We start from the raw sequence: 18,570 nt of genomic DNA, 5'->3' as shown, positions 1-18,570 counted from the left end.
TTGTCAATTTGCGCGTTGCATCTGCCATTCTGCCAGCTAAGGTTAGATCAGGTATATTCTGTCTGAGCTGTTATGACCCTCCGCCAAAACCCTTTGTTCCACACTTTGTTTTTTCTGACCTTATGTGGACTGCTGCTCATCGCATTGCTGCTGGTTCACCTGGTTCCACAACACATATTAAAGCCACTGAATACACTGCATTATTTTCCTGTTACTGAACAAACCTCAGAATTACAGCAGTTAATGTTCCAGCCCGCCGATCAATGGCAACTGCTGCCAAGCTCCATCGCCAGCCTGGGTTATCAGCAGAGTTCGTACTGGTATAAAACCAGGCTTGCTGCCAACAACACAGAAACAGCTCTGTCTGTGCTTGCGCCCTTTTTAGATAAACTTGAGCTTTATGTCGTGGATCAACAATTAAACCTGTTGCAGAGTTATCAGCTCGGAGATCAGCAACTCTATAGCCTGCGGCCTTTACCCACGCTGAACTTTGTTATTCCATTGCCTGCCAGTAGTGAAGACTTATGGCTTTTTGCCAAAGTGACCAATCAGGGTGCCAATATGTTACCGCTGCAGCGCAGCAGCATGGTGGAAATGGAGCAACAGGAACATCTGTCAGTGTTTATTCAAAGCCTGTTCAGCGGTATTTTTTTGTGTCTGATTGCACTTTCAGCCGGACTTTATCTGATTTATCGTCATGGCTATTTTTTGGCTTTTTCCGGCATGTTTTTAACTGTTGTATTGATCCAGCTGGAGCTTAACGGCCTGTTGTTCGCCTACGTCTGGCCAAACTCACCGGACTATAACCTGGTCATTGAATATGGCGCTGTGCTGGGATCTTTGCTTGCATCAGCCTTTATGTTGTCGTTTTTCCGCAACACCCTGACCCACAACTGGTTAATGTGGCCTTTTCAGTTGATCAGAGTTTTTGCTGTTTTGTTACTTCTGGCCAGCCCTTGGCTGGGCGCGTATTGGTTAAAAAAAATAGGGGTAGAGCTGACTGCTCTGACAGGCGGTTTGATGCTGCTTGCCAGTTTCTGGTTACTGCATAAACGCCATACCAATGCTCTGTTTCTTTCCATGGCATTACTGACCATGCTGACAGGTGTCGCTATGATGATACTGCGCAGCAAAGGTTACCTTCCCGCGGTAGTTCTTACCAATTCAGCCATGGAAATAGGCAATGCCTTAGCTGCGCTGTTTTTTGTGTTTGCGATGCTGCAAAATTTGTATCTGGAAAAAAATAAAAAAATTGCCTTCCAGCAGCAAATTCTTGATCAGCAACAGCATATTCAAAGTATTCAGCAAAAAGCGCTGGCACAGGCACTGAAAGATCATATCTCTGATTTACCGAATAAACAGGCGCTGCTGAACAGGCTGGAAGAGCTGGATCAACAACGAAACAGCGATTTTTATCTGGTGATGATTGAGCATCAACGTTTTCGGCAGATTGAACGGGCTTTAGGGGTGGAGGAAGCCAATCACACCATCATTGGCTTTAGTAAAATACTCAAGCGCTGGGGCGAGCAACAACGCCAGACAGAATCGCACTACCCCAGCTTGTTTGCGCTGGAACGTGACAGTTATGCGGTACTGATTGCCCCAACAGATTTCCGCTCGCAGTTTGAACAATTACGTCACCAACTGGATGCCTTGCTAAAAGTGGACAATCTGCAACTGGATTTAGGCACTGTGTACAGCTCCGTACACTATCCGGCTGATTGCGCCAAAGCTGCGGATACGCTGGATTTAGCTTTAGCGGCCATAGAACATGCCGACAGAGCTGGCGACTACCTGCCTTATGAGCCTTTGTATCTGGAACAAAACCTGGAGCATATCCACTTATTGTCAGAGCTTAATATTGCACTGCAGGATGATTTACTGGAACTGTATGTGCAGCCGATACTGGATATGAAACAGCAGAAAATTCATGCTGCTGAACTGTTGATCCGCTGGTATCACCCAAAAATGGGCCAAATATCTCCAACTGATTTTATACCTTTGGCCGAACAAACCGGCATGATCAGTCAGGTTACCGAGTGGGTGCTGGATAAAACCTTGATCCTGCAAAAACAACTGGCGGATGCTGGCGCAAACTTGCGGTTATCGATGAATATATCCCCGCTGGATTTACGTAATGCAGCTTTGATTTCACGGGTGATAGAGGCCGTGAAAAGCACCAGTTATTCCACTGTGCCATTGCAACTGGAGCTGACCGAAACGGCTTTTGTTGATTTAGTCCAGGACTCAGAACAGGCTCTTAAATTATTGGAGCGTTCTAATATTCGGATCTCATTAGATGATTTTGGTGTAGGGCAATCGTCCTTAGCCCGCTTACAAGGTTTGCCTTTGGGTGAACTTAAAATTGATCGGGACTTGCTGTGTCAGGCGGTACGATTAAATGACGATACAGTATTAAGATACGCGGTGATGCTGGGTAAATCCTTGCAGCTTTATACTGTGGTTGAAGGGGTTGAAACCTTAAAAGAGCTGGAGTTTGCAAGGCGTTTAGGCGCTGATGCGGTACAGGGCTATTTGCTGGCTAAACCTATGCCATTTGCTACTTTTAGCCAGTGGCTGCTTGATTTTGAGCGGCAAGGTTTCAGATTAAGCTAAAGCCTCTAAGCTAAGTCCCTAAGCTCAGCCCCGTGGCAGCATCTGATGCAGGGGCTGGTATAAGTTAGCCTCTGCATCAGCTTTAAGTCAGACTATACAACAGCATCAGCTGGTTTTGCTTTTTACCAGCAACAGCCCAACCATAGCGGAACTGATCACTACTGTCTGGCCGGGGTCAACCACCAAAGCCGTTTCTTCCGGATCCAATCTGACCCGCCATTCCAGACCACAAAACTGAATATGGCTGTCACTGTCTTTGTGGGCTTGTTCTGTCAGCACCAGTTCTGTACCAACAAAATCAGAAATAGCGCTGTCTTCCTGCAACCTAATGCCGGTTTTTTGCAGTTTCCGCAAAGGTTTCCACAGCAACACAGCCGACAAAGCAGTTAACATAGCCAAGCTTAACAGCACCAGACTGGTCTCATCCGGCAACCAACCAAACCACATCAGGGCGGCACTGACAAAGGCTGCAATAGCCAAAGACAGCAAAACTTCAAGCACACCCGGAATAGCAAAAGGCAATAAGGCCAGACACAACAAAGCCAGAAGTAACAAGCCAGATAACAGATTCAGTTCCATAGATAGTCCTTAGATAGCCCTTAAGATAAAACCCCGGATTTTTGAATCGCAGCCACCACACCCAAAGCTTCAGCTACTGTGTTTCCAGCTGAAGATTTATCGTTATCCATCAGTACCACTGTAGATTCACGGGCTATGGCTTTTTTCGCAGCAATGGCCTCTGTGGCTAAATCCAGCAACACGGCAGCCTGACCTTCAGTAGTAGCGGCGGCCTGACCTATCATAGTTAATGCTCTGGCTTTAGCTTCTGCCACTAAGGTAATAGAGAGGGCTTCACCTTCAGCTTTTAATACCTGCTGCTCCCTTTCGGCTTCAGCCGATAGCACTGTCGCTTGCTTGGCACCTTCGGCTATATTGATAGCGGCCTGGCGTTTACCTTCGGAGTCCAGAATAGAAGCGCGTTTTTCCCGCTCAGCGCGCATTTGTTTTTCCATCGCATCCAATACAGAAGCCGGCGGATTAATATCTTTAATTTCATAACGCATTACCTGCACGCCCCAGGCCGCCGAGGCCTGATTAATAGCATGGATAATTTTGACGTTCAGGCTGTCACGCTCTTCAAAGGTTTTATCTAAATCCAGCTTACCAATTTCAGAACGCATCGATGTTTGTGCCAGCTGGATCACTGCATACACATAGTTATCAATACCATAGGAAGCTTTGTAAGGCTCCATCACCTTGATATACAACACACCGTCAATCGTCAGGCTGATATTGTCTTTGGTGATGGCGGATTGGCTTGGAATATCAATAGCGCTTTCTTTTAATGACACCTTGTAGGCAATACGATCAATAAAAGGGATAACAAACTGTAAACCTGCGGTTTGAGTTTCATAATATTTGCCTAAACGCTCAATAATGTAGGCCATATTTTGTGGCAAAATTACGACAGTTTTGCCAATCAGTATTAACACAGCCAGCACCAGCGCTGCAGTGACAATTAAGTTTGTTTCGAGCATAACTTGTCCTTAAGAATGAACTAATTAAATATGGCTTATAGCTTACCGCATTTATCAGTAAATTAAAGTTTAACCATCAATTTGCTAACAATTATCGCTTTACTCCTTGTAGCAAAAACAAAAAAGGCCGATCCAGGCGTTTAGCCCAGGCTTGCTCTGAGTGATTTTCTCCCGGGAAAAACTGTGTTTGCCACATTTTCGCAGTAAAACCTTTGTCTCGCATCAATTGATCCACTCTGGCCTGCAAGGGGGGATACCAGGCATCTAACGTCTGATCGCCATAATCAAAATAAATCCGGCTTCCTTTTTCTGTGGTTAGTTTTTGCTGCAGATAGGCCAAAAATTGCTCAGGCACCGGATTATCCTCAATGGCAAAAACGCCAGGCCAGTGAGTAGACAAGCAGGCTACACCACCAAACTGCTCAGGGTATTCAAGTAGCGCATACAAGGAAATAAGGCCGCCCATGCTGGAACCCATCACAAAGTTGTGCTCTTTGCTCTGGAACACCGAAAAATTCTGCTCTATATAAGGTTTCAGCTCTGTTACCAGAAACTTCAGATACAGGTCGGAATACACAGGTTCCGCAAATAGTTTCTTTCCAGAGGCAGATTCCAGCTGATACAACTGCTGTTGTTGCGCAGCAGTGAGCATTGTAAAAGGACGCTGTGGAAAATATTCACTGTGGCGTTTTTCAACAGCGTTATGAATGGCCACTACAATAAAGGGCTGCACCAGGCCTTTCTTTATCAGTTGACTACCGACTTCGTCTACCTGCCATTCCTGCTGATTCCAGGTGTTGCTGGCGTCAAATAACATTTGCCCGTCCTGCATGTAGATCACCGCATGTTTTTTTTCCGCTGAATACCCTTCAGGTAACCAGATATCGACAGTTCGGTCAGGGACATAGTCAGAAGGAAAATCCTTTAGTCGCTGCACTGTGCCAGAGCTGACCGTTGGCCCAGCCAGTGCAAGAACAGGTGTCAGATGACAAAACAAAATGAACCACAAAATCAGAGAACGCATATATAATCTGCCGTAGCCAGAACACAAGGCCTTATAGTTTATAGTTAAAGCACAAAAGGCAACATTGAATACGATTGCTGATAGCTGGTTGCAAGTTCCCCTCCTAAAAAATTGGGCTTGTCAGGAGAGAATAAAGCGGATGAAGTTGCATATGGTCATTGTCAGCCTGCTGATGTTGCAGAGCTTTGTATCCCCGCCTGTGATGGCTGCATCCACTGCAGAAATCCTGATCCCAAAACCCCGCTCAGAATTTGATATCAATCATCAGTACTACACCAGCTTATTAAAAAAAGCGCTGAGCAAAGCTGCTGCCGGGCGCACAGTTCCAGAACTCAAAACCACTTTTGTGATGGAACAGGGCCGTGCTTTGCGCGAGCTGGATAAAAGTGAATTTTTGGATGTGTTTTGGGTCGGCACAGATCTGAAAAAAGAACAGGAATTCCGTGCTATCCGAATTCCGCTGGAACGTGGCTTAATGGGCTTTCGTAAATTTATTCTGCATAAAGACTCAGTCGCAAAATTTAATACGATCCGCAGCGTGCAACAGCTGCAACAATTCACTGCTTGTCAGGGGGCTTTTTGGCCAGATGTCGACATTATGCGAAACTCAGGCTTAAAAGTAGAAGAAGCTCCTGTGTACGAAAACATCTTTAAACAAATGGTGGCGAAACGTTGTGACTATTTTCCACGCGGCATACACGAAGGGGTGATTGAGCTGGAACAACGCCACACTTTATACCCTGAACTGATACGTTATGACTCATTGATGCTGCACTACCCTTTTGCGATCTACTTTTTTACCCATAAAAATAACGAAGCTTTGGCTTTATGGATTGAACAAGGGCTGGAACAAATGATCGATGACGGCGAACTGCTGGAACATATGCAACAGCAACAGCTGACGCGCCATGTATTTCCGCTGCAACATAAAACCACAGAGCAATGGATCAGTATTACAAACCCACTGTTAAGCCCTGATACTCCGGTAAATAACAGCAGATACTGGTTTCAAAGCAGCGACTTTAAAAACAACAACAATTGATATCTGGTCGGATTTCAGTTATTTCTGAAGGAAGGTACTTCAGGAAATGTGGTTATGCTGCAAGCTACAGAAATAGCAGATCTTATTTTAAAAGGCTTTCGACGCCATTTTAGCTTGTTTCAAAAAATTACTGCTTTGGCCCAGCAAAGTTATGCCCAAAAGAACTGGCTGGAATTGCAACGTATCAGCTCAGAACGTATTTCTTATTACGATTTACGGGTGAGCGAAACCCTGGCTTTACTGCAGCAAAAACTGACAGGTACTGAATTAAATGACTGTTTATGGCAACAGGTGAAGCAACAGTATCAGCAGTATTTGTTATTTCATCCTCAGGCTGAACTGGCTGAAACCTTTTATAACTCGGTATTTTGCCGTTTGTACGAGCGCAAGTATTTTCATAATCAGAATATTTTTGTCGAATCCACCTTAAGCAAACAACGCCTGCCCGCTCCAATAGCTTCGGTGTATGAAAGTTATTTTCCGGCCCAATATGGCTTAAAACAAAGTATCAGAGCTATTGTTGCGAGCTTTCATTTGCAAGCGCCTTTTGTGGATTTAGAGCGGGATATTCGCCTGCTGGTCCGCACTTTTATCGGTCAGTCCAGCCATGGTCATTTCCCTGTGCACTTGGTGCGCTTTGATATTTTAAAATCGTTATTTTTCCGCAACAAAGCCGCTTACATTGTGGGGAGGGTGGTGACTCCAGACGGTCAGCAGCCTTTTATTATTCCACTGCTGCATGAGGAAGATCAGGGTATTTATGTCGATACGCTGATCACAGATCCACAACAAATGACCATTATTTTTGGTTTTTCCCGCGCTTATTTTATGGTGGAAATGACGGTACCCTCGGCTTTGGTGCATTTTCTGAAAGAGCTGCTGCCGCATAAAACTCTGGCCGAACTCTATTCATCCATTGGCCTGCATAAACAAGGCAAAACTGAGTTTTACCGTGAACTGCTGACGCATCTGGATAAATCCAGCGATCAGTTTGTCGCAGCGCCAGGCATCAGGGGCATGGTGATGATGGTGTTTACCCTGCCCTCTTTCCCTTATGTGTTTAAAGTGATCCGCGACAAATTTGCCCCAACCAAAGAATTTGGCCGCGACACCGTCAAAGCACGTTATCTGCTGGTGAAAAAACACGACAGAGTGGGCCGTATGGCAGACACTATGGAATACTCAGACGTTGCCCTGCCGCTCAGCAGATTCAGCCCTGAACTACTGGAAGAATTGCAACAAAGCATAGCTGGTTCTATGCAAATCGAAGACGATAGAGTCATTATCAAGCACTTGTATATTGAGAGACGCATGCTGCCATTGAACTTGTATTTAGAGCAGGCAAGCTATGAGCAAAAAGCGAAGATGATGGCGGATTATGGTCAGGCGCTGAAAGATATGATTGCCGCCAATATTTTCCCTGGTGATATGCTGCTGAAAAACTTTGGTGTCACCCGCCACGGCCGGGTGATTTTTTATGATTACGACGAAGTGCAGTACCTGCTGGATGTCAATTTCCGCACTATTCCAAAAACCGATAACTACGATGATATGTTAAGCAATGAGCCCTGGTATTCGGTGGGTCCTGGTGACGTATTCCCTGAACAAATTACCACTTATGTCACAGCACAAAATGATATCCGCCAGATGTTAATTCAAAGCCATCCTGAACTGATGGATGCAAGCTACTGGCAGGAGAAACAACAGCGCATTCGTGATGGCATAGTGGAAGATGTATTTCCTTATCCACAAAGCCAGCGCTTTAAAGCTTTGTATGAAGCAGAGTATGCAAAAGACTAAGGCTTAAGTACAATGCCGCCGCCCGTTCGGCATGGTGTCTGGCGGTAATAAAGGATCCGGTTTGTGTCTCATATCAATTCAGTGATGGCGCTGCGAGAGCGCGAATTACAAAAAACGGTCCGGGTATTTAATGCCCGTGGTAGCCGTGTTATTCGCTGCCCTTTGTGTTTATTGCCGGTGCCGGATTGTATTTGCGCAGCCAAACCCAAACCATCCAGCCGCAGTGCCTTTTGTTTTGTTATGTACAAAGGCGAAGCCTATAAGCCCACCAATACAGGGCGTTTAATTGCCGATGTAGCGCCGGAAAACTTTGCTTTTGTATGGGACAGAACCCAACCCGACCCAGAGCTTTTGGCTCTGCTGGAAAATCCCCGTTACGCCCCGATAGTGGTATTCCCTCAGCAATACGCGGCGGCTGAACGTTGTATTGATGGGGTCAAGACTGGCGATAAAATTCCGCTTTTTGTGATGCTGGATGGAACCTGGCGTGAAGCGAAAAAGATGTTCAGCAAAAGCCCATATTTAGATGGTTTTCCTGTGCTTGGCATTCAACCAGAAAAAAGTTCCTTGTATCAGTTGCGCGAAGCCGCCCATGAGCATCAGCTTTGTACTGCTGAAGTTGGCATTGCCGTATTGGAGTTGGCCGGAGATCAACAGGCAAGTGAAGATTTAGCTGGTTATTTCACTACCTTCAGGCGCAATTATATTGCCGGTAAACCTCATTTAAATTTTGATCTATAACGCTGACCAGCCACTGGGTCGCATCCAGAGGTAAGTCATGGCCTGCAGTAGGATGTGTCAGTAAAGGTGCATTGAGTTGATTGGCTAAAGCTACGCTGCACTGTGGCGACACCAGTTGATCCGCCAGACCAGACACAATAAACACCGGACATAGCGGCCTGAGCTCAGAGCGAAAACGACTGGCGGCCCAAAGCTGACGTAAAGCATTGATGCGACTGACGGGGTGTTCTATGGCCCATTGCTGCCATTGTTTTAAAACCTCAGGCTGCAGTGTTGAACTGACTGTCATTTGCCATATCAGCTCTTCGCGTTGTATCGGGCCTGCCAGCACAGATAGCAGCACTTTGAAGTAATTACGCATCTGCAGTCTGTGCCAAAACGGACTTAAACCGGCACTGCTGCTATTAATCATCGACAGAGACTTCACCTGCTGTGGCGCATCAAGCGCCCAATCCAGCGCCAGCATGCCACCCATTGATATAGCCACCAGATGAAGCGGCTGCCCCTGATATTGTGGGTAGCGCTCTGCCCATTGGTGTTGCAGTTGTTGCCGTAATGCAGGCACTGAAGTAGCAGACTGGTGTTGGTTTAACACCCCACAACCGGGTAAATCCAGCGTCAAAACCGGCCGCTGAAGTTTTTCACTTAACAAGGCCGGAAAATCCAGCCAGTGCCTGCTTTCGCGCAATAAACCACGTAGCAGCAGCACTGGGGTTTGATCTGTCGTTAATTCCATCTGGTCAGTACTATAAGTCAGTACCATAGCTCCATTGCCTCTTGCCTGAGCATGCGTGGATGCATCACCCGCCGCCACTGCTGGTGTGACGCTGTGGCTGCTATTAAAAAATGAAATAAGGTTAAATGAGTACGCAGTACCCGTTTTACCCTGTGCGGTTTGACCGGATGGAACAAACCTAAACTGGATAACAACTGAAAGGGATTTTTGCGCACCCAGTTCCATGACCCCATTTCCAGAGTTAAAGGTAAAAACACTGTGCTGTGCTGCAACGACTCGTCGTACAAATAATCCCATAAATCGCCATGACATAAATAATGCAGCGATTGAGGTTCAAACTGGTATGCCTGATGCGGATAGCTGTCAAACAACAGCTGGCGTAAGCGGTAGAGTTCGGCTAAATGCGGCAGAGGTTTACGGCTTTTGGCATAAGGAAACCAGATCCTGTCGACCTGACCAAAACCAGAGTGACAATCCAGCACCATGCTAAAAGAGCTTTGAAATAACTTTTGCCGCACCAGCTCAAACAACACCTGATTTTCAGCTTCGGGTTGTTCCGGGTTGCCTCTGAACCAGGGTAGGCGAGCTGAATACTGCTGTCCTCCTACTAAAAACGCCGCTTTCTCTTCACAGTGCACTGGTGCGTTACGCATTAAGTCCACACCATTGCCGTTACTGCGTCTGTGAGTCGCCATACCGACAGGATTCACCATAGGTAAAAATAAAACATTCAACTGGCTTAACTGATGCTGTAACCCATGATCCCATTCCAGTCTTTGCAGCAAACTTTCCAGAAAGGCAATCAGCACTGCAGAGCCAATACGCTCCAGCCCATGCACACCACCCGTTAACAACAGCGTAGGTTTAGTCGCATCAAAAGTGGCTAATTCAATTAGATAACTGGGGTATGAATGCAGGCCAGCTTGAAAGCGTGCCAGTTCTGTGGCTTTTACAGTGGCAGGTAAAGTGTCGATCAGCGCCTCCAGCCGGATCAGTTCAGGTAACAGAGAACGTTGTCTTTTGTTTTGCACAGTCAAAGCCAATGAATTGAATTATCAACAGAATAAAAGGTTGTAAGGCTGGCGTTTTACTTTTTTTGATGAACTTTTAATGACAGCAATGGCCTTAGAGCGCTGGGACAAAACTCTGGTAATCAGCCCTTAAGCCATGCATACTTTTATTCACTCATTGAACTGGAGACTCTTTATGCGTTTTGCCATATTACTGCTGCTGGTTCTGTTGCAAAGTGCCTGTTCATACAGCCCCAGGAACTCAGATGAATGGTGGTATGAAAGAATGCAACGAGATCATCGTTCTCAGTGCAATCAGCTTCCGGCTCAGGTTAAAGCTCAATGTCTTGAACGTCAGGGCGGAACTTATGAAGAGTATTTAAAACAACAAAATCAGCAACAGCCCCCTACAACACCAACTTCTGAGTCAAAAAATCAATAAAACAACGCACTCTGGGGTTCGCCTCTCCTTCACTGTAATACACTGCATAGACAGGCATCAGTACCTGCTCACGTATATGTTCCAGCACTGGTACTAAGCGCCCTGCCCTGATATCTTCCTGCGTCATAAAACCCGACAAGCAAGCAATACCGTTGCCATGCAACGCCAGTTGCCGAATAGTTTCACCGCTGTCTGCCGAAACATAGGCGCTGATTTTATACAGTTCACCGTCTTTATCCCGAATGGGCCAGCGGTTTAAATTCTCAGCAGAACTAAAGCCAATACAGCGATGTGTGGCTAAATCAGCTAAGGTGTCTGGTGTGCCAAAGCTAGCCAGATACTCTGGAGAAGCCAATAAACGCCTGAAGCCTGAACCTAATTTACGTGCCTTTAAGCTGGAGTCTGTCAGTTCACCAAAACGAATTGCTACGTCGACCCGTTTTTCAATCAGATTGATAAAAGATTCTGAGGAATCCAGTGTCAGCTCAATTTCAGGATAAAGCGCCAGAAACTCAGAAACCAGCGGCACCAGTTGATGCAGAATAAAAGGTGTCGCCGAATCAATGCGTAACTTGCCAGCAGGTTTGTGGCTTCGGTCCATTAAAAAATGATCAGCCTGACTTAGTTGCCGCAAAATGCTGCAGGCCTGCTGATAATACCATTCACCTTCAGAAGTCAGTCGTAAACTGCGGGTGGTGCGCAGCAACAAAGCAACGCCGAGTCGTTGCTCCAGTTGTTTCACTCTGCGGCTGATCACCGAAGTAGCTTGACCCAACTGGTCTGCAGCCGCAGTAAAACTGCCGGTTTTCACAACTGTGACAAAAGTATCTAACTGTTCAGTATGAACCGCCATTATTGCTCCTAAAGCAACAAACATTTGCCATTAACACTATTTTTCACAATAACAAATTCCAGCACACTGCCGCCACTTTAATTCACCTGATCATGAACGGAGAACTGTTATGCCACTCGCTTTATGGGCCTTAACCTTAAGCGCCTTTGCCATAGGCACCACTGAATTTGTCATAGTGGGCTTATTACCTGTGATTGCTGCCGATCAGGCTGTGTCTTTACCTTCAGCTGGCTTGCTGGTCAGTTTATATGCCTTAGGTGTTGCTATAGGCGCGCCGGTGCTAACAGCTCTGAGCAGCAAAATGCCCCGCAAGGCTCTGTTAATAGGGCTGATGGCGCTTTTTACTCTGGGTAATCTGCTGGGGGCGATGGCACCGGATTATTATTCGTTGATGCTCGCTCGTGTGCTGACAGGTATGGCACATGGCGTGTTTTTCTCTATAGGATCCACTATAGCCACCAGTCTGGTGCCTAAAGAAAAAGCCGCCAGTGCTATAGCTTTAATGTTTACTGGTCTAACCGTTGCTTYGGTCACAGGTGTGCCTTTGGGTACTTTTGTTGGTCAGTATCTGGGCTGGCAGGCGGTGTTTTATGCAGTCGCTGCTTTAGGTTTTATTGCGATGATAGGTTCAGCCATTCTGGTGCCAAACAACTTACCACAGCAAAAGTCTGCCACTTTCGCTGAGCAATTGCAGGTACTGACCGAACCTCGGTTGCTGATGGTTTATGCCAAAACAGCACTGGGTTATGGCGGCAGTTTTATTGCCTTTACTTACCTTGCGGCCATATTGCAGGACGTATCAGGTTTTGACACAGATCATATCGCCTTATTGATGCTGCTGTATGGTGTATCTGTGGCTGCAGGAAATATCTGGGGCGGCAAACTGGCTGACAAAAATGGCCCTATAGCAGCACTTAAAGTGATCTTTTTAGGATTGGCTGGCGTGCTGTTATTGTTGAGCTTTACCGCACCTCATCCGATTTTGGCTGCTTTGACTGTGTTGTTATGGGGCGCTGTGGCATTTGGTAATGTACCGGGCTTGCAGTTGTATGTAGTACGTCAGGCCGAAATTTACACTCCTAAAGCAGTGGATGTAGCCAGTGGTCTGAATATAGCCGCCTTTAACTTAGGCATTGCTTTTGGTGCCTGGGCTGGAGGTTTAGTGGTCAGTCAGTTTGGTTTAATGTACACCCCCTGGATAGGAGCCTTGATAGTGTTGCTTGCTTATGGACTGACTCATATCAGTGGCAAACTGGATCAGAAACTGAGTACTCAGACAGCCTGATCTATGAAAAACAGCCTGGCTTTTAAAGGTCAGGCTGTTTCGTTAAATGAATACGGTAAAAATCGACCATTTCATTTTTATCCGGCACCAGCACCTGACCATCCTGCTCAAAACCCAGTTTCAGCAATAAAGACTTAGAAGCCAGATTGGCGGGTGACACTATAGCGACTACAGTGTTTAAATCAGTATGTTCTGCGGCATAAGCCAATACAGCCACAGCAGCTTCATAGGCATAACCCATACCAAAAAACTCTGGCAGATAGGCATAACCTAAATCGGTTTCTGCTAAAAAGTCACGTTTAATCAGGCCACATAAACCTATGGCCTGCCCACGCTGATGTTCAACCAGCCACATACCATAGCCATGCTGTGCATAACTGGTAATCGCACCTTGTTGCAAATTCTGTGCTGCATCTTCAACAGTACGAACACCTTTATCACCTATATGCTGTAAAAAGCTGGGATCGTTATAAAGACGTAAGGCAAATTCAGCATCACTTAGCTGAAGTTCACGTAAAGTTAAACGCTCGGTTTTACAAATCAACATAAATTCCTTTTCAGTTAAAAAATAAGGAGCCGAAATGGCTCCTTATTTCACTGTGATCAGTTGTTACTTCTGATCTTTCTGCTGTTGTTCCAGGCGTTTTTCCCAGAAAGTAGCATTTTTAATACCTAACTTCACCGGGTCAAAAGTAACAGGACCACCGTTCTTTTTCTGCTCTTCATAATCGCGTAAGCAACGCATGGTCGGCTTGTACATAAAGAAAATAACCAAGATGCCAACGACATTCACCCATGCCATAAAACCTACACCCAAATCGCCAATATTCCAGATATAACCAGCACTATTTACAGTGCCATAGGCCACCATAAACATCAGCACTAACTTAAAGAGCAGGTTCGGCAATTTATTGTTTAATATACGGTTTAAGTAAGCCACGTTGGTTTCTGTGATGTAGTAGTACGCCAGAATAGTGGTAAAAGCGAAGAAGAAAATTGCCAGACCTGCAAACACCTGACCAAACTGACCAAAGACACTATGCAAAGCCATTTGAGTAAAGGCAGGTGAAGCAACCACTGTGGATGCGTCAATATTCTGCATGATCATAGTGCCTGCACCTGTGACCGCATTAAAGTCTTCAGTTTGTACGTTGTATTGCCCAGTGATCAAAATCATTAACGCCGTTGCGGTACAGACAAATAAAGTATCCACATAGACCGAAAAAGCCTGCACTAAACCTTGCTGAGCCGGATGATCAACTTCTGCCGCAGCTGCGGCATGAGGGCCAGTGCCTTGGCCGGCTTCATTGGAATAAATACCGCGTTTCACACCCCAACCTATAGCTGCACCAAAACCAGCCTGAGCAGTAAATGCATCGCTAAAGATTAAACCAAAAATTGCAGGCACTCTGTCCAGATTCAGGAAAACAACAATCAGCGCCAGCACTATGTAACCCAGAGCCATAAAAGGCACCACAATTTGGGTAAAGTTAGCGATGCGTTTAATACCACCGAAGATGATAAAAGCCAGAATGATCAGAATAAAAGCAAGCCCTATTAACTTGTTACTTCCTACTTCACCAAAGCTGGTAACCACTGCCGTACCTTCACCAAAAACTTGGGTAATAGCGTTACCTACCGCATTGGCCTGAACACCTGGTAAAAAGACACCGCAGCCGATAATGGCGGAAATAGCAAACAAGATACCCAGCCAGCGCCAACCCAGACAACGTTCGAAGTAATACGCCGGACCACCACGGTACTGGCCATTTTCTTCAACTTTGTACAGCTGACCTAAGGTTGATTCGACATAAGCGGTACTGGCACCTAAAAAGGCCACTATCCACATCCAGAACACAGCCCCTGGTCCGCCAAAACCTATAGCAGCAGCTACACCCGCAATATTACCTACACCAACCCGGCCAGATAAAGACACAGCCAGAGCCTGGAATGACGAAATACCTTTGTCGGATTCACTGTTATTCAACATCAGTTTGCACATTTCTTTGAAATGACGCACCTGAGCAAAACGGGTAAGAATTGAGTAGAACAAGCCTGCACCAAGGCAGAGGTAAATCAGCGCGGGGCTCCAGACGATGCCGTTTAGCGTACTAATAAAGCCTTCCATTTCCCTTCCTTATAATTATTCTGAGTTTAACTTTTAAAACGCCACATAATTTGCCATATCAAAAACGGAATAGCTAGGTAGCAAGCTGGTTGACCAGAGTTCTGCGTTAATTCGCAGTTCTGATCGTTTTGATCAACACTTTACTTAACTGCAACAAGATACCGCAGCAAAAAGCACAGGACCATTGTTATTTTATCGGATCTGGCACAATAGCTATCAAGACGATGCGGGCACAAGCAGACAAAACCCTTTGGTCACAACTTTAGGTCCGGTGAGCCAAAGCCCTTGTCGATTTCATGCTGACTTTGGTTATACTGGCTACAACAACCGCCACAGGAGCAAGCCAGTGTTTAGTTTTCAAATCAAGCCTTTACTGCGCTACCACTGCCTGTTTTGGCTTATTATTTTTGCTTTCAGTGTTTTGAGCTGGACGCTGGATTTTTTAATCTGGCAAAAATCGGAAGCACTGCATTATCTGGGCATGAGTTTTATCAGTGATGCCGCGGCTATGGTGGTCACCGGAGCTTTGCTGCTCTGGTCTCAATACAAAATTAACCAACACAATTTTGCGATATGGCACTTCGTAGTGACAGCCTTGTTACTCACTTGTATTTATGTGCCTCTGGAAAATGCGTTCTGGCTGCTGTTAATGAAAAACGAACCTTTTGATCCCCGTTTCTTGTTAAATAATCTGGACAGCAACACACTGGCATTTTTTGTCTGGACTGCACTTTATCTGGCCTACATTCTGAACCAGCAACGGCATTTCCGTCTGGCCGAATCATCCCGTTTAAGCCAGAAAATACAACAACTTGAATTGCAGGCGCTAAGACATCAATTAAATCCGCATTTTACTTTTAATGCACTGAACTCGGTCTGCGCTTTGATAGAAGCAGAACGTTTCGAGGACGCCGAACAGATGTCTGAGCAACTGGCTTCTTTTTTACGCTACTCGTTAAGCAGTTCACCAGACAGCCTGGTGCAACTGGCAGATGAGCTGGCCGCCATAGAAGCCTACCTCGCCCTGCAAAAAACCCGCTTTGGCAATAAACTCAAAGTCGACTGGAAAATTGATCAGAATGTTCGCCAGCACTTGATCCCGGCGTTGTTGCTGCAACCGCTGGTAGAAAACGCTATTAAGTATGCGGTGGCCACCCAGCAACAAGGTGCAACTATTACTATTGCCGGACAGCAGCACAATGGTCAGCTTTGCCTGCAAGTTGAAGACGACGGCCCAGGAGAGCATGCCATGAAGCAAATGGGGCAAAGCTCAGGTGTAGGTTTAACCAATATTAAAAACCGGCTGAACCAACATTTTGGCGCAGCAGCGAGCTTAGTGGTTCAAGCAAAACAACAGGGCTTTCTGGTCTGTATTCAGCTGCCGTTACAAGGGGCAACTGCATGAGTTCAATGGCTGTATTTGAGGTCAACAAAGAAAGATTCTGGTACTGGCATTTAGTGTTCTGGCTAAGTTATTTATTGATCAAATTTATTCATTTAGCCGTGCTGGTTCCTTTGGATAACAGAGATGTATTTCCTTACCTGATGATTTACACTCTGATTAGCCTGGTGAACTTTGTAGTGACAGGTTATCTGGGGCAAAAAGAGCTGGCACTGAATATCAGCATCAAACAACAGGCATTACGACTGGCCTGGTGGCTGATTCCACTCTGGCTGGTATTAACCCCTGTGCGTCAGCATCTGATGATGAATTACGCCCTGATGCCTTCCGAAACCGATTCTTTGCTGCGTTATGCTTTGGCTTTTAATCTGGTGCTATTGCCAATAGCTGGCTGGTTTGCGTTGTTTTTAGTCTACAAAGCTAATCTGTTGAACAGAGCAGAATTCCGGCAGCAACAGGAATTAGCCCGTCAGGCCCGGATGGCCCGTTTAAAAGTACTGCGGTATCAGCTCAACCCTCACTTTATGTTTAATACTTTGAATGCGTTGAACTCCTTAATAGTGCAACACAAAGGACTTGATGCGGAAAATCTGATCCTGCAGCTTTCGACCTTCTTGCGGCACTCACTGAAAAACCATACTGAACATTTAATACCTTTAAAAGAAGAGCTCGACGCTTTAGCCTCTTATCTGGCTATCCAGCAGGTTCGTTTTGGTGATCGGCTAAAAATAAACTGGCAATTGGACGAAGAAGCCATGCAACAAAAAGTTCCACCACTCTTACTGCAACCTTTGGCTGAAAATGCCATCAAGTATGCGGTGTCTGAACTTAAAGGTCATGCCTGTATCGATGTCGAAGTAAGCCAACAGTCTTCAATCTTAGTGTTAAAGCTATCTGACAATGGCCCCGGTACTCAGTTAGCTGCGGGTTGGCCACAACAAGCCAGTTTTGGCAGCCTGCATAATCTGGCAGAACGTCTGACCTTGCTGTTTCATGGCAAAGCCAGTTTAAGCTTCAGTCAGCAGCAGGATAAATTTACCGGACAAATCTCTTTACCTCTGGAGTTACTGCATGCAGCAGATTAAAACTGTGATAGCCGACGATGAGCCGTTAGCCATCAGTAATTTAAAAGCCAAACTGGCCACATACCCCAATATTCAGATCGATGCCTGTTTTGATAATGGGGATGAAGTATTGGCTTATTTACAAAGCAATGCTGTGGATCTGGTGTTTTTAGACATACAAATGCCTGGAATTAAAGGCATTGAAGTATTAAAGCAACTGAATAAATCCTCAGCCATGGCAGCCCCTCTAATTATTCTGGTGACGGCCTACGACAACTATGCCTTTTCAGCTTATGAGCATTTTGCTTTTGATTACCTGCTCAAGCCTGTTTCCCGTCAGCGACTGGCTCAAACTCTGCTGGATGCCAAAACAGCTTTGGATAAACAACAGGATATGCCAGCAGCCATACCTCAAAGCAAACTGACGTTTAAAACCGGTGCATCTACCTTGCTGCTCGATGATGTAGATATTCTGATGATTGAGGCTGCCGGAAACTATATGTGTGTATACACCTTAAGTGAAAACCTGATTATCCGCGAAACCATTAAGGAGCTGATGCAACGTTTACCTCATCAGTTTGCTCAGGTGCATCGATCCACCATAGTCAATTTGCATCATGTGCATAAGGTGCAACCTCACAATAACGACTATCAGCTGTTACTTTCCAATGGCCAGACTGTTGCTGCATCCAGACGTTTTAAAGCAGATTGGTCTGCGCAGTTATTGCCCGCCCGATAGTATTTTCATGTAGGAAAATAGCCTGCCAAAGTTCAGAAACTGGCGGGCTTTTTTGTATCTTTTTTATGCAGAAAGTAACAAGAAGTAAGCTGTCACCTCCGGTCACTTTTACTATTCCTTTGGTCACAGAAGGCAGGAAAATAAAGGCTT

Annotated in this window: 16 protein-coding genes; 8 read left to right on the top strand and 8 right to left on the bottom strand. The window is 45.7% G+C overall.

The window, feature by feature from the left end; all coding sequences use genetic code 11:
• The first annotated feature begins 72 nt into the window (after nt 1-72).
• Nucleotides 73-2,616: an EAL domain-containing protein gene (locus P3C17_RS04115; RefSeq protein WP_300928233.1), complete on the top strand. Its 2,544-nt coding sequence runs from the start codon at nt 73-75 to the stop codon at nt 2,614-2,616.
• A gap of 105 nt (nt 2,617-2,721) precedes the next feature.
• On the opposite strand, the gene P3C17_RS04110 is transcribed toward P3C17_RS04115, so the two are convergent.
• The 3 genes from P3C17_RS04110 to P3C17_RS04100 all read right to left on the bottom strand — a co-directional run bounded on the left by P3C17_RS04110 (nt 2,722) and on the right by P3C17_RS04100 (nt 5,178).
• Complete coding sequence (locus P3C17_RS04110; RefSeq protein WP_300928232.1) at nt 2,722-3,195, bottom strand: hypothetical protein; 474 nt, start codon at nt 3,193-3,195, stop codon at nt 2,722-2,724.
• A 20-nt stretch (nt 3,196-3,215) separates the two neighbouring features.
• On the bottom strand, nt 3,216-4,154 hold the full coding sequence (locus P3C17_RS04105; protein ID WP_233079209.1) for a stomatin-like protein: 939 nt from the start codon (nt 4,152-4,154) through the stop codon (nt 3,216-3,218).
• A gap of 91 nt (nt 4,155-4,245) precedes the next feature.
• Nucleotides 4,246-5,178: an alpha/beta hydrolase-fold protein gene (locus P3C17_RS04100; RefSeq protein WP_300928231.1), complete on the bottom strand. Its 933-nt coding sequence runs from the start codon at nt 5,176-5,178 to the stop codon at nt 4,246-4,248.
• 139 nt (nt 5,179-5,317) lie between these two features.
• On the opposite strand from P3C17_RS04100, the gene P3C17_RS04095 reads away from it, so the two are divergent.
• The 3 genes from P3C17_RS04095 (at nt 5,318) to P3C17_RS04085 (ending at nt 8,761) form a co-directional block, all read left to right on the top strand.
• On the top strand, nt 5,318-6,220 hold the full coding sequence (locus tag P3C17_RS04095) for a hypothetical protein (protein WP_300928230.1): 903 nt from the start codon (nt 5,318-5,320) through the stop codon (nt 6,218-6,220).
• A gap of 54 nt (nt 6,221-6,274) precedes the next feature.
• The gene (gene aceK / locus P3C17_RS04090; protein WP_300928229.1) at nt 6,275-8,020 is read left to right on the top strand and encodes a bifunctional isocitrate dehydrogenase kinase/phosphatase; all 1,746 of its coding nucleotides are present in this window, start codon (nt 6,275-6,277) and stop codon (nt 8,018-8,020) included.
• 63 nt (nt 8,021-8,083) lie between these two features.
• Complete coding sequence (locus tag P3C17_RS04085) at nt 8,084-8,761, top strand: tRNA-uridine aminocarboxypropyltransferase (RefSeq protein ID WP_300928228.1); 678 nt, start codon at nt 8,084-8,086, stop codon at nt 8,759-8,761.
• On the opposite strand, the gene P3C17_RS04080 is transcribed toward P3C17_RS04085, so the two are convergent.
• From P3C17_RS04080 to P3C17_RS04070, 3 genes are all read right to left on the bottom strand, one after another.
• A complete protein-coding gene (locus P3C17_RS04080) occupies nt 8,712-9,524 on the bottom strand; it encodes an alpha/beta hydrolase (protein ID WP_300928227.1) in 813 nt (270 codons plus the stop codon). The genes P3C17_RS04085 and P3C17_RS04080 overlap by 50 nt on opposite strands.
• On the bottom strand, nt 9,515-10,528 hold the full coding sequence (locus P3C17_RS04075) for a DUF2817 domain-containing protein (RefSeq protein WP_300928226.1): 1,014 nt from the start codon (nt 10,526-10,528) through the stop codon (nt 9,515-9,517). Before P3C17_RS04075 ends, P3C17_RS04080 begins: the two co-directional genes overlap by 10 nt.
• Nucleotides 10,529-10,914: 386 nt before the next feature.
• Entirely contained in the window at nt 10,915-11,802 is an 888-nt protein-coding gene (locus P3C17_RS04070; protein WP_300928225.1) for a LysR family transcriptional regulator, read from the bottom strand.
• A 109-nt stretch (nt 11,803-11,911) separates the two neighbouring features.
• Here P3C17_RS04070 and P3C17_RS04065 point away from each other — a divergent pair, with 109 nt between their 5' ends.
• Nucleotides 11,912-13,087, top strand: a complete 1,176-nt coding sequence (locus P3C17_RS04065) for an MFS transporter (RefSeq protein WP_300928224.1) — start codon at nt 11,912-11,914, stop codon at nt 13,085-13,087.
• Between the two features lie 22 nt (nt 13,088-13,109).
• On the opposite strand, the gene P3C17_RS04060 is transcribed toward P3C17_RS04065, so the two are convergent.
• Nucleotides 13,110-13,634, bottom strand: a complete 525-nt coding sequence (locus P3C17_RS04060; protein WP_300928223.1) for a GNAT family N-acetyltransferase — start codon at nt 13,632-13,634, stop codon at nt 13,110-13,112.
• Between the two features lie 63 nt (nt 13,635-13,697).
• Entirely contained in the window at nt 13,698-15,215 is a 1,518-nt protein-coding gene (locus P3C17_RS04055) for an alanine/glycine:cation symporter family protein (RefSeq protein ID WP_300928222.1), read from the bottom strand.
• Nucleotides 15,216-15,561: 346 nt separating this feature from the next.
• Here P3C17_RS04055 and P3C17_RS04050 point away from each other — a divergent pair, with 346 nt between their 5' ends.
• From P3C17_RS04050 to P3C17_RS04040, 3 genes are read left to right on the top strand one after another with little or no spacing between them, the layout of a single operon-like run.
• The gene (locus P3C17_RS04050; RefSeq protein WP_300928221.1) at nt 15,562-16,620 is read left to right on the top strand and encodes a sensor histidine kinase; all 1,059 of its coding nucleotides are present in this window, start codon (nt 15,562-15,564) and stop codon (nt 16,618-16,620) included.
• The gene (locus P3C17_RS04045; RefSeq protein WP_300928220.1) at nt 16,617-17,702 is read left to right on the top strand and encodes a histidine kinase; all 1,086 of its coding nucleotides are present in this window, start codon (nt 16,617-16,619) and stop codon (nt 17,700-17,702) included. The genes P3C17_RS04050 and P3C17_RS04045 overlap by 4 nt, the downstream gene beginning before the upstream one ends.
• Entirely contained in the window at nt 17,689-18,420 is a 732-nt protein-coding gene (locus P3C17_RS04040) for a LytTR family DNA-binding domain-containing protein (protein ID WP_300928219.1), read from the top strand. The genes P3C17_RS04045 and P3C17_RS04040 overlap by 14 nt, the downstream gene beginning before the upstream one ends.
• The last annotated feature ends 150 nt before the right edge of the window (nt 18,421-18,570 follow it).

The sequence above is a fragment of the Rheinheimera sp. 1928-s genome, assembly GCF_029269265.1.
Taxonomy (GTDB): Bacteria; Pseudomonadota; Gammaproteobacteria; order Enterobacterales; family Alteromonadaceae; genus Pararheinheimera.
The sequence above is the reverse complement of the archived record's forward strand: the minus strand, read 5'-3'. Positions and strand labels throughout refer to the sequence as shown.

Bases quoted from the DNA above. Each gene is read 5' to 3' on its own strand.
- P3C17_RS04100 (WP_300928231.1), bottom strand. From the start codon at position 5,178: ATGCGTTCTCTGATTTTGTGGTTCATTTTGTTTTGTCATCTGACACCT.
- P3C17_RS04105 (WP_233079209.1), bottom strand. From the start codon at position 4,154: ATGCTCGAAACAAACTTAATTGTCACTGCAGCGCTGGTGCTGGCTGTG.
- aceK (WP_300928229.1), top strand. From the start codon at position 6,275: ATGCTGCAAGCTACAGAAATAGCAGATCTTATTTTAAAAGGCTTTCGA.
- P3C17_RS04055 (WP_300928222.1), bottom strand. From the start codon at position 15,215: ATGGAAGGCTTTATTAGTACGCTAAACGGCATCGTCTGGAGCCCCGCG.
- P3C17_RS04060 (WP_300928223.1), bottom strand. From the start codon at position 13,634: ATGTTGATTTGTAAAACCGAGCGTTTAACTTTACGTGAACTTCAGCTA.
- P3C17_RS04040 (WP_300928219.1), top strand. From the start codon at position 17,689: ATGCAGCAGATTAAAACTGTGATAGCCGACGATGAGCCGTTAGCCATC.
- P3C17_RS04110 (WP_300928232.1), bottom strand. From the start codon at position 3,195: ATGGAACTGAATCTGTTATCTGGCTTGTTACTTCTGGCTTTGTTGTGT.
- P3C17_RS04045 (WP_300928220.1), top strand. From the start codon at position 16,617: ATGAGTTCAATGGCTGTATTTGAGGTCAACAAAGAAAGATTCTGGTAC.
- P3C17_RS04080 (WP_300928227.1), bottom strand. From the start codon at position 9,524: ATGGTACTGACTTATAGTACTGACCAGATGGAATTAACGACAGATCAA.
- P3C17_RS04115 (WP_300928233.1), top strand. From the start codon at position 73: ATGACCCTCCGCCAAAACCCTTTGTTCCACACTTTGTTTTTTCTGACC.
- P3C17_RS04070 (WP_300928225.1), bottom strand. From the start codon at position 11,802: ATGGCGGTTCATACTGAACAGTTAGATACTTTTGTCACAGTTGTGAAA.
- P3C17_RS04095 (WP_300928230.1), top strand. From the start codon at position 5,318: ATGAAGTTGCATATGGTCATTGTCAGCCTGCTGATGTTGCAGAGCTTT.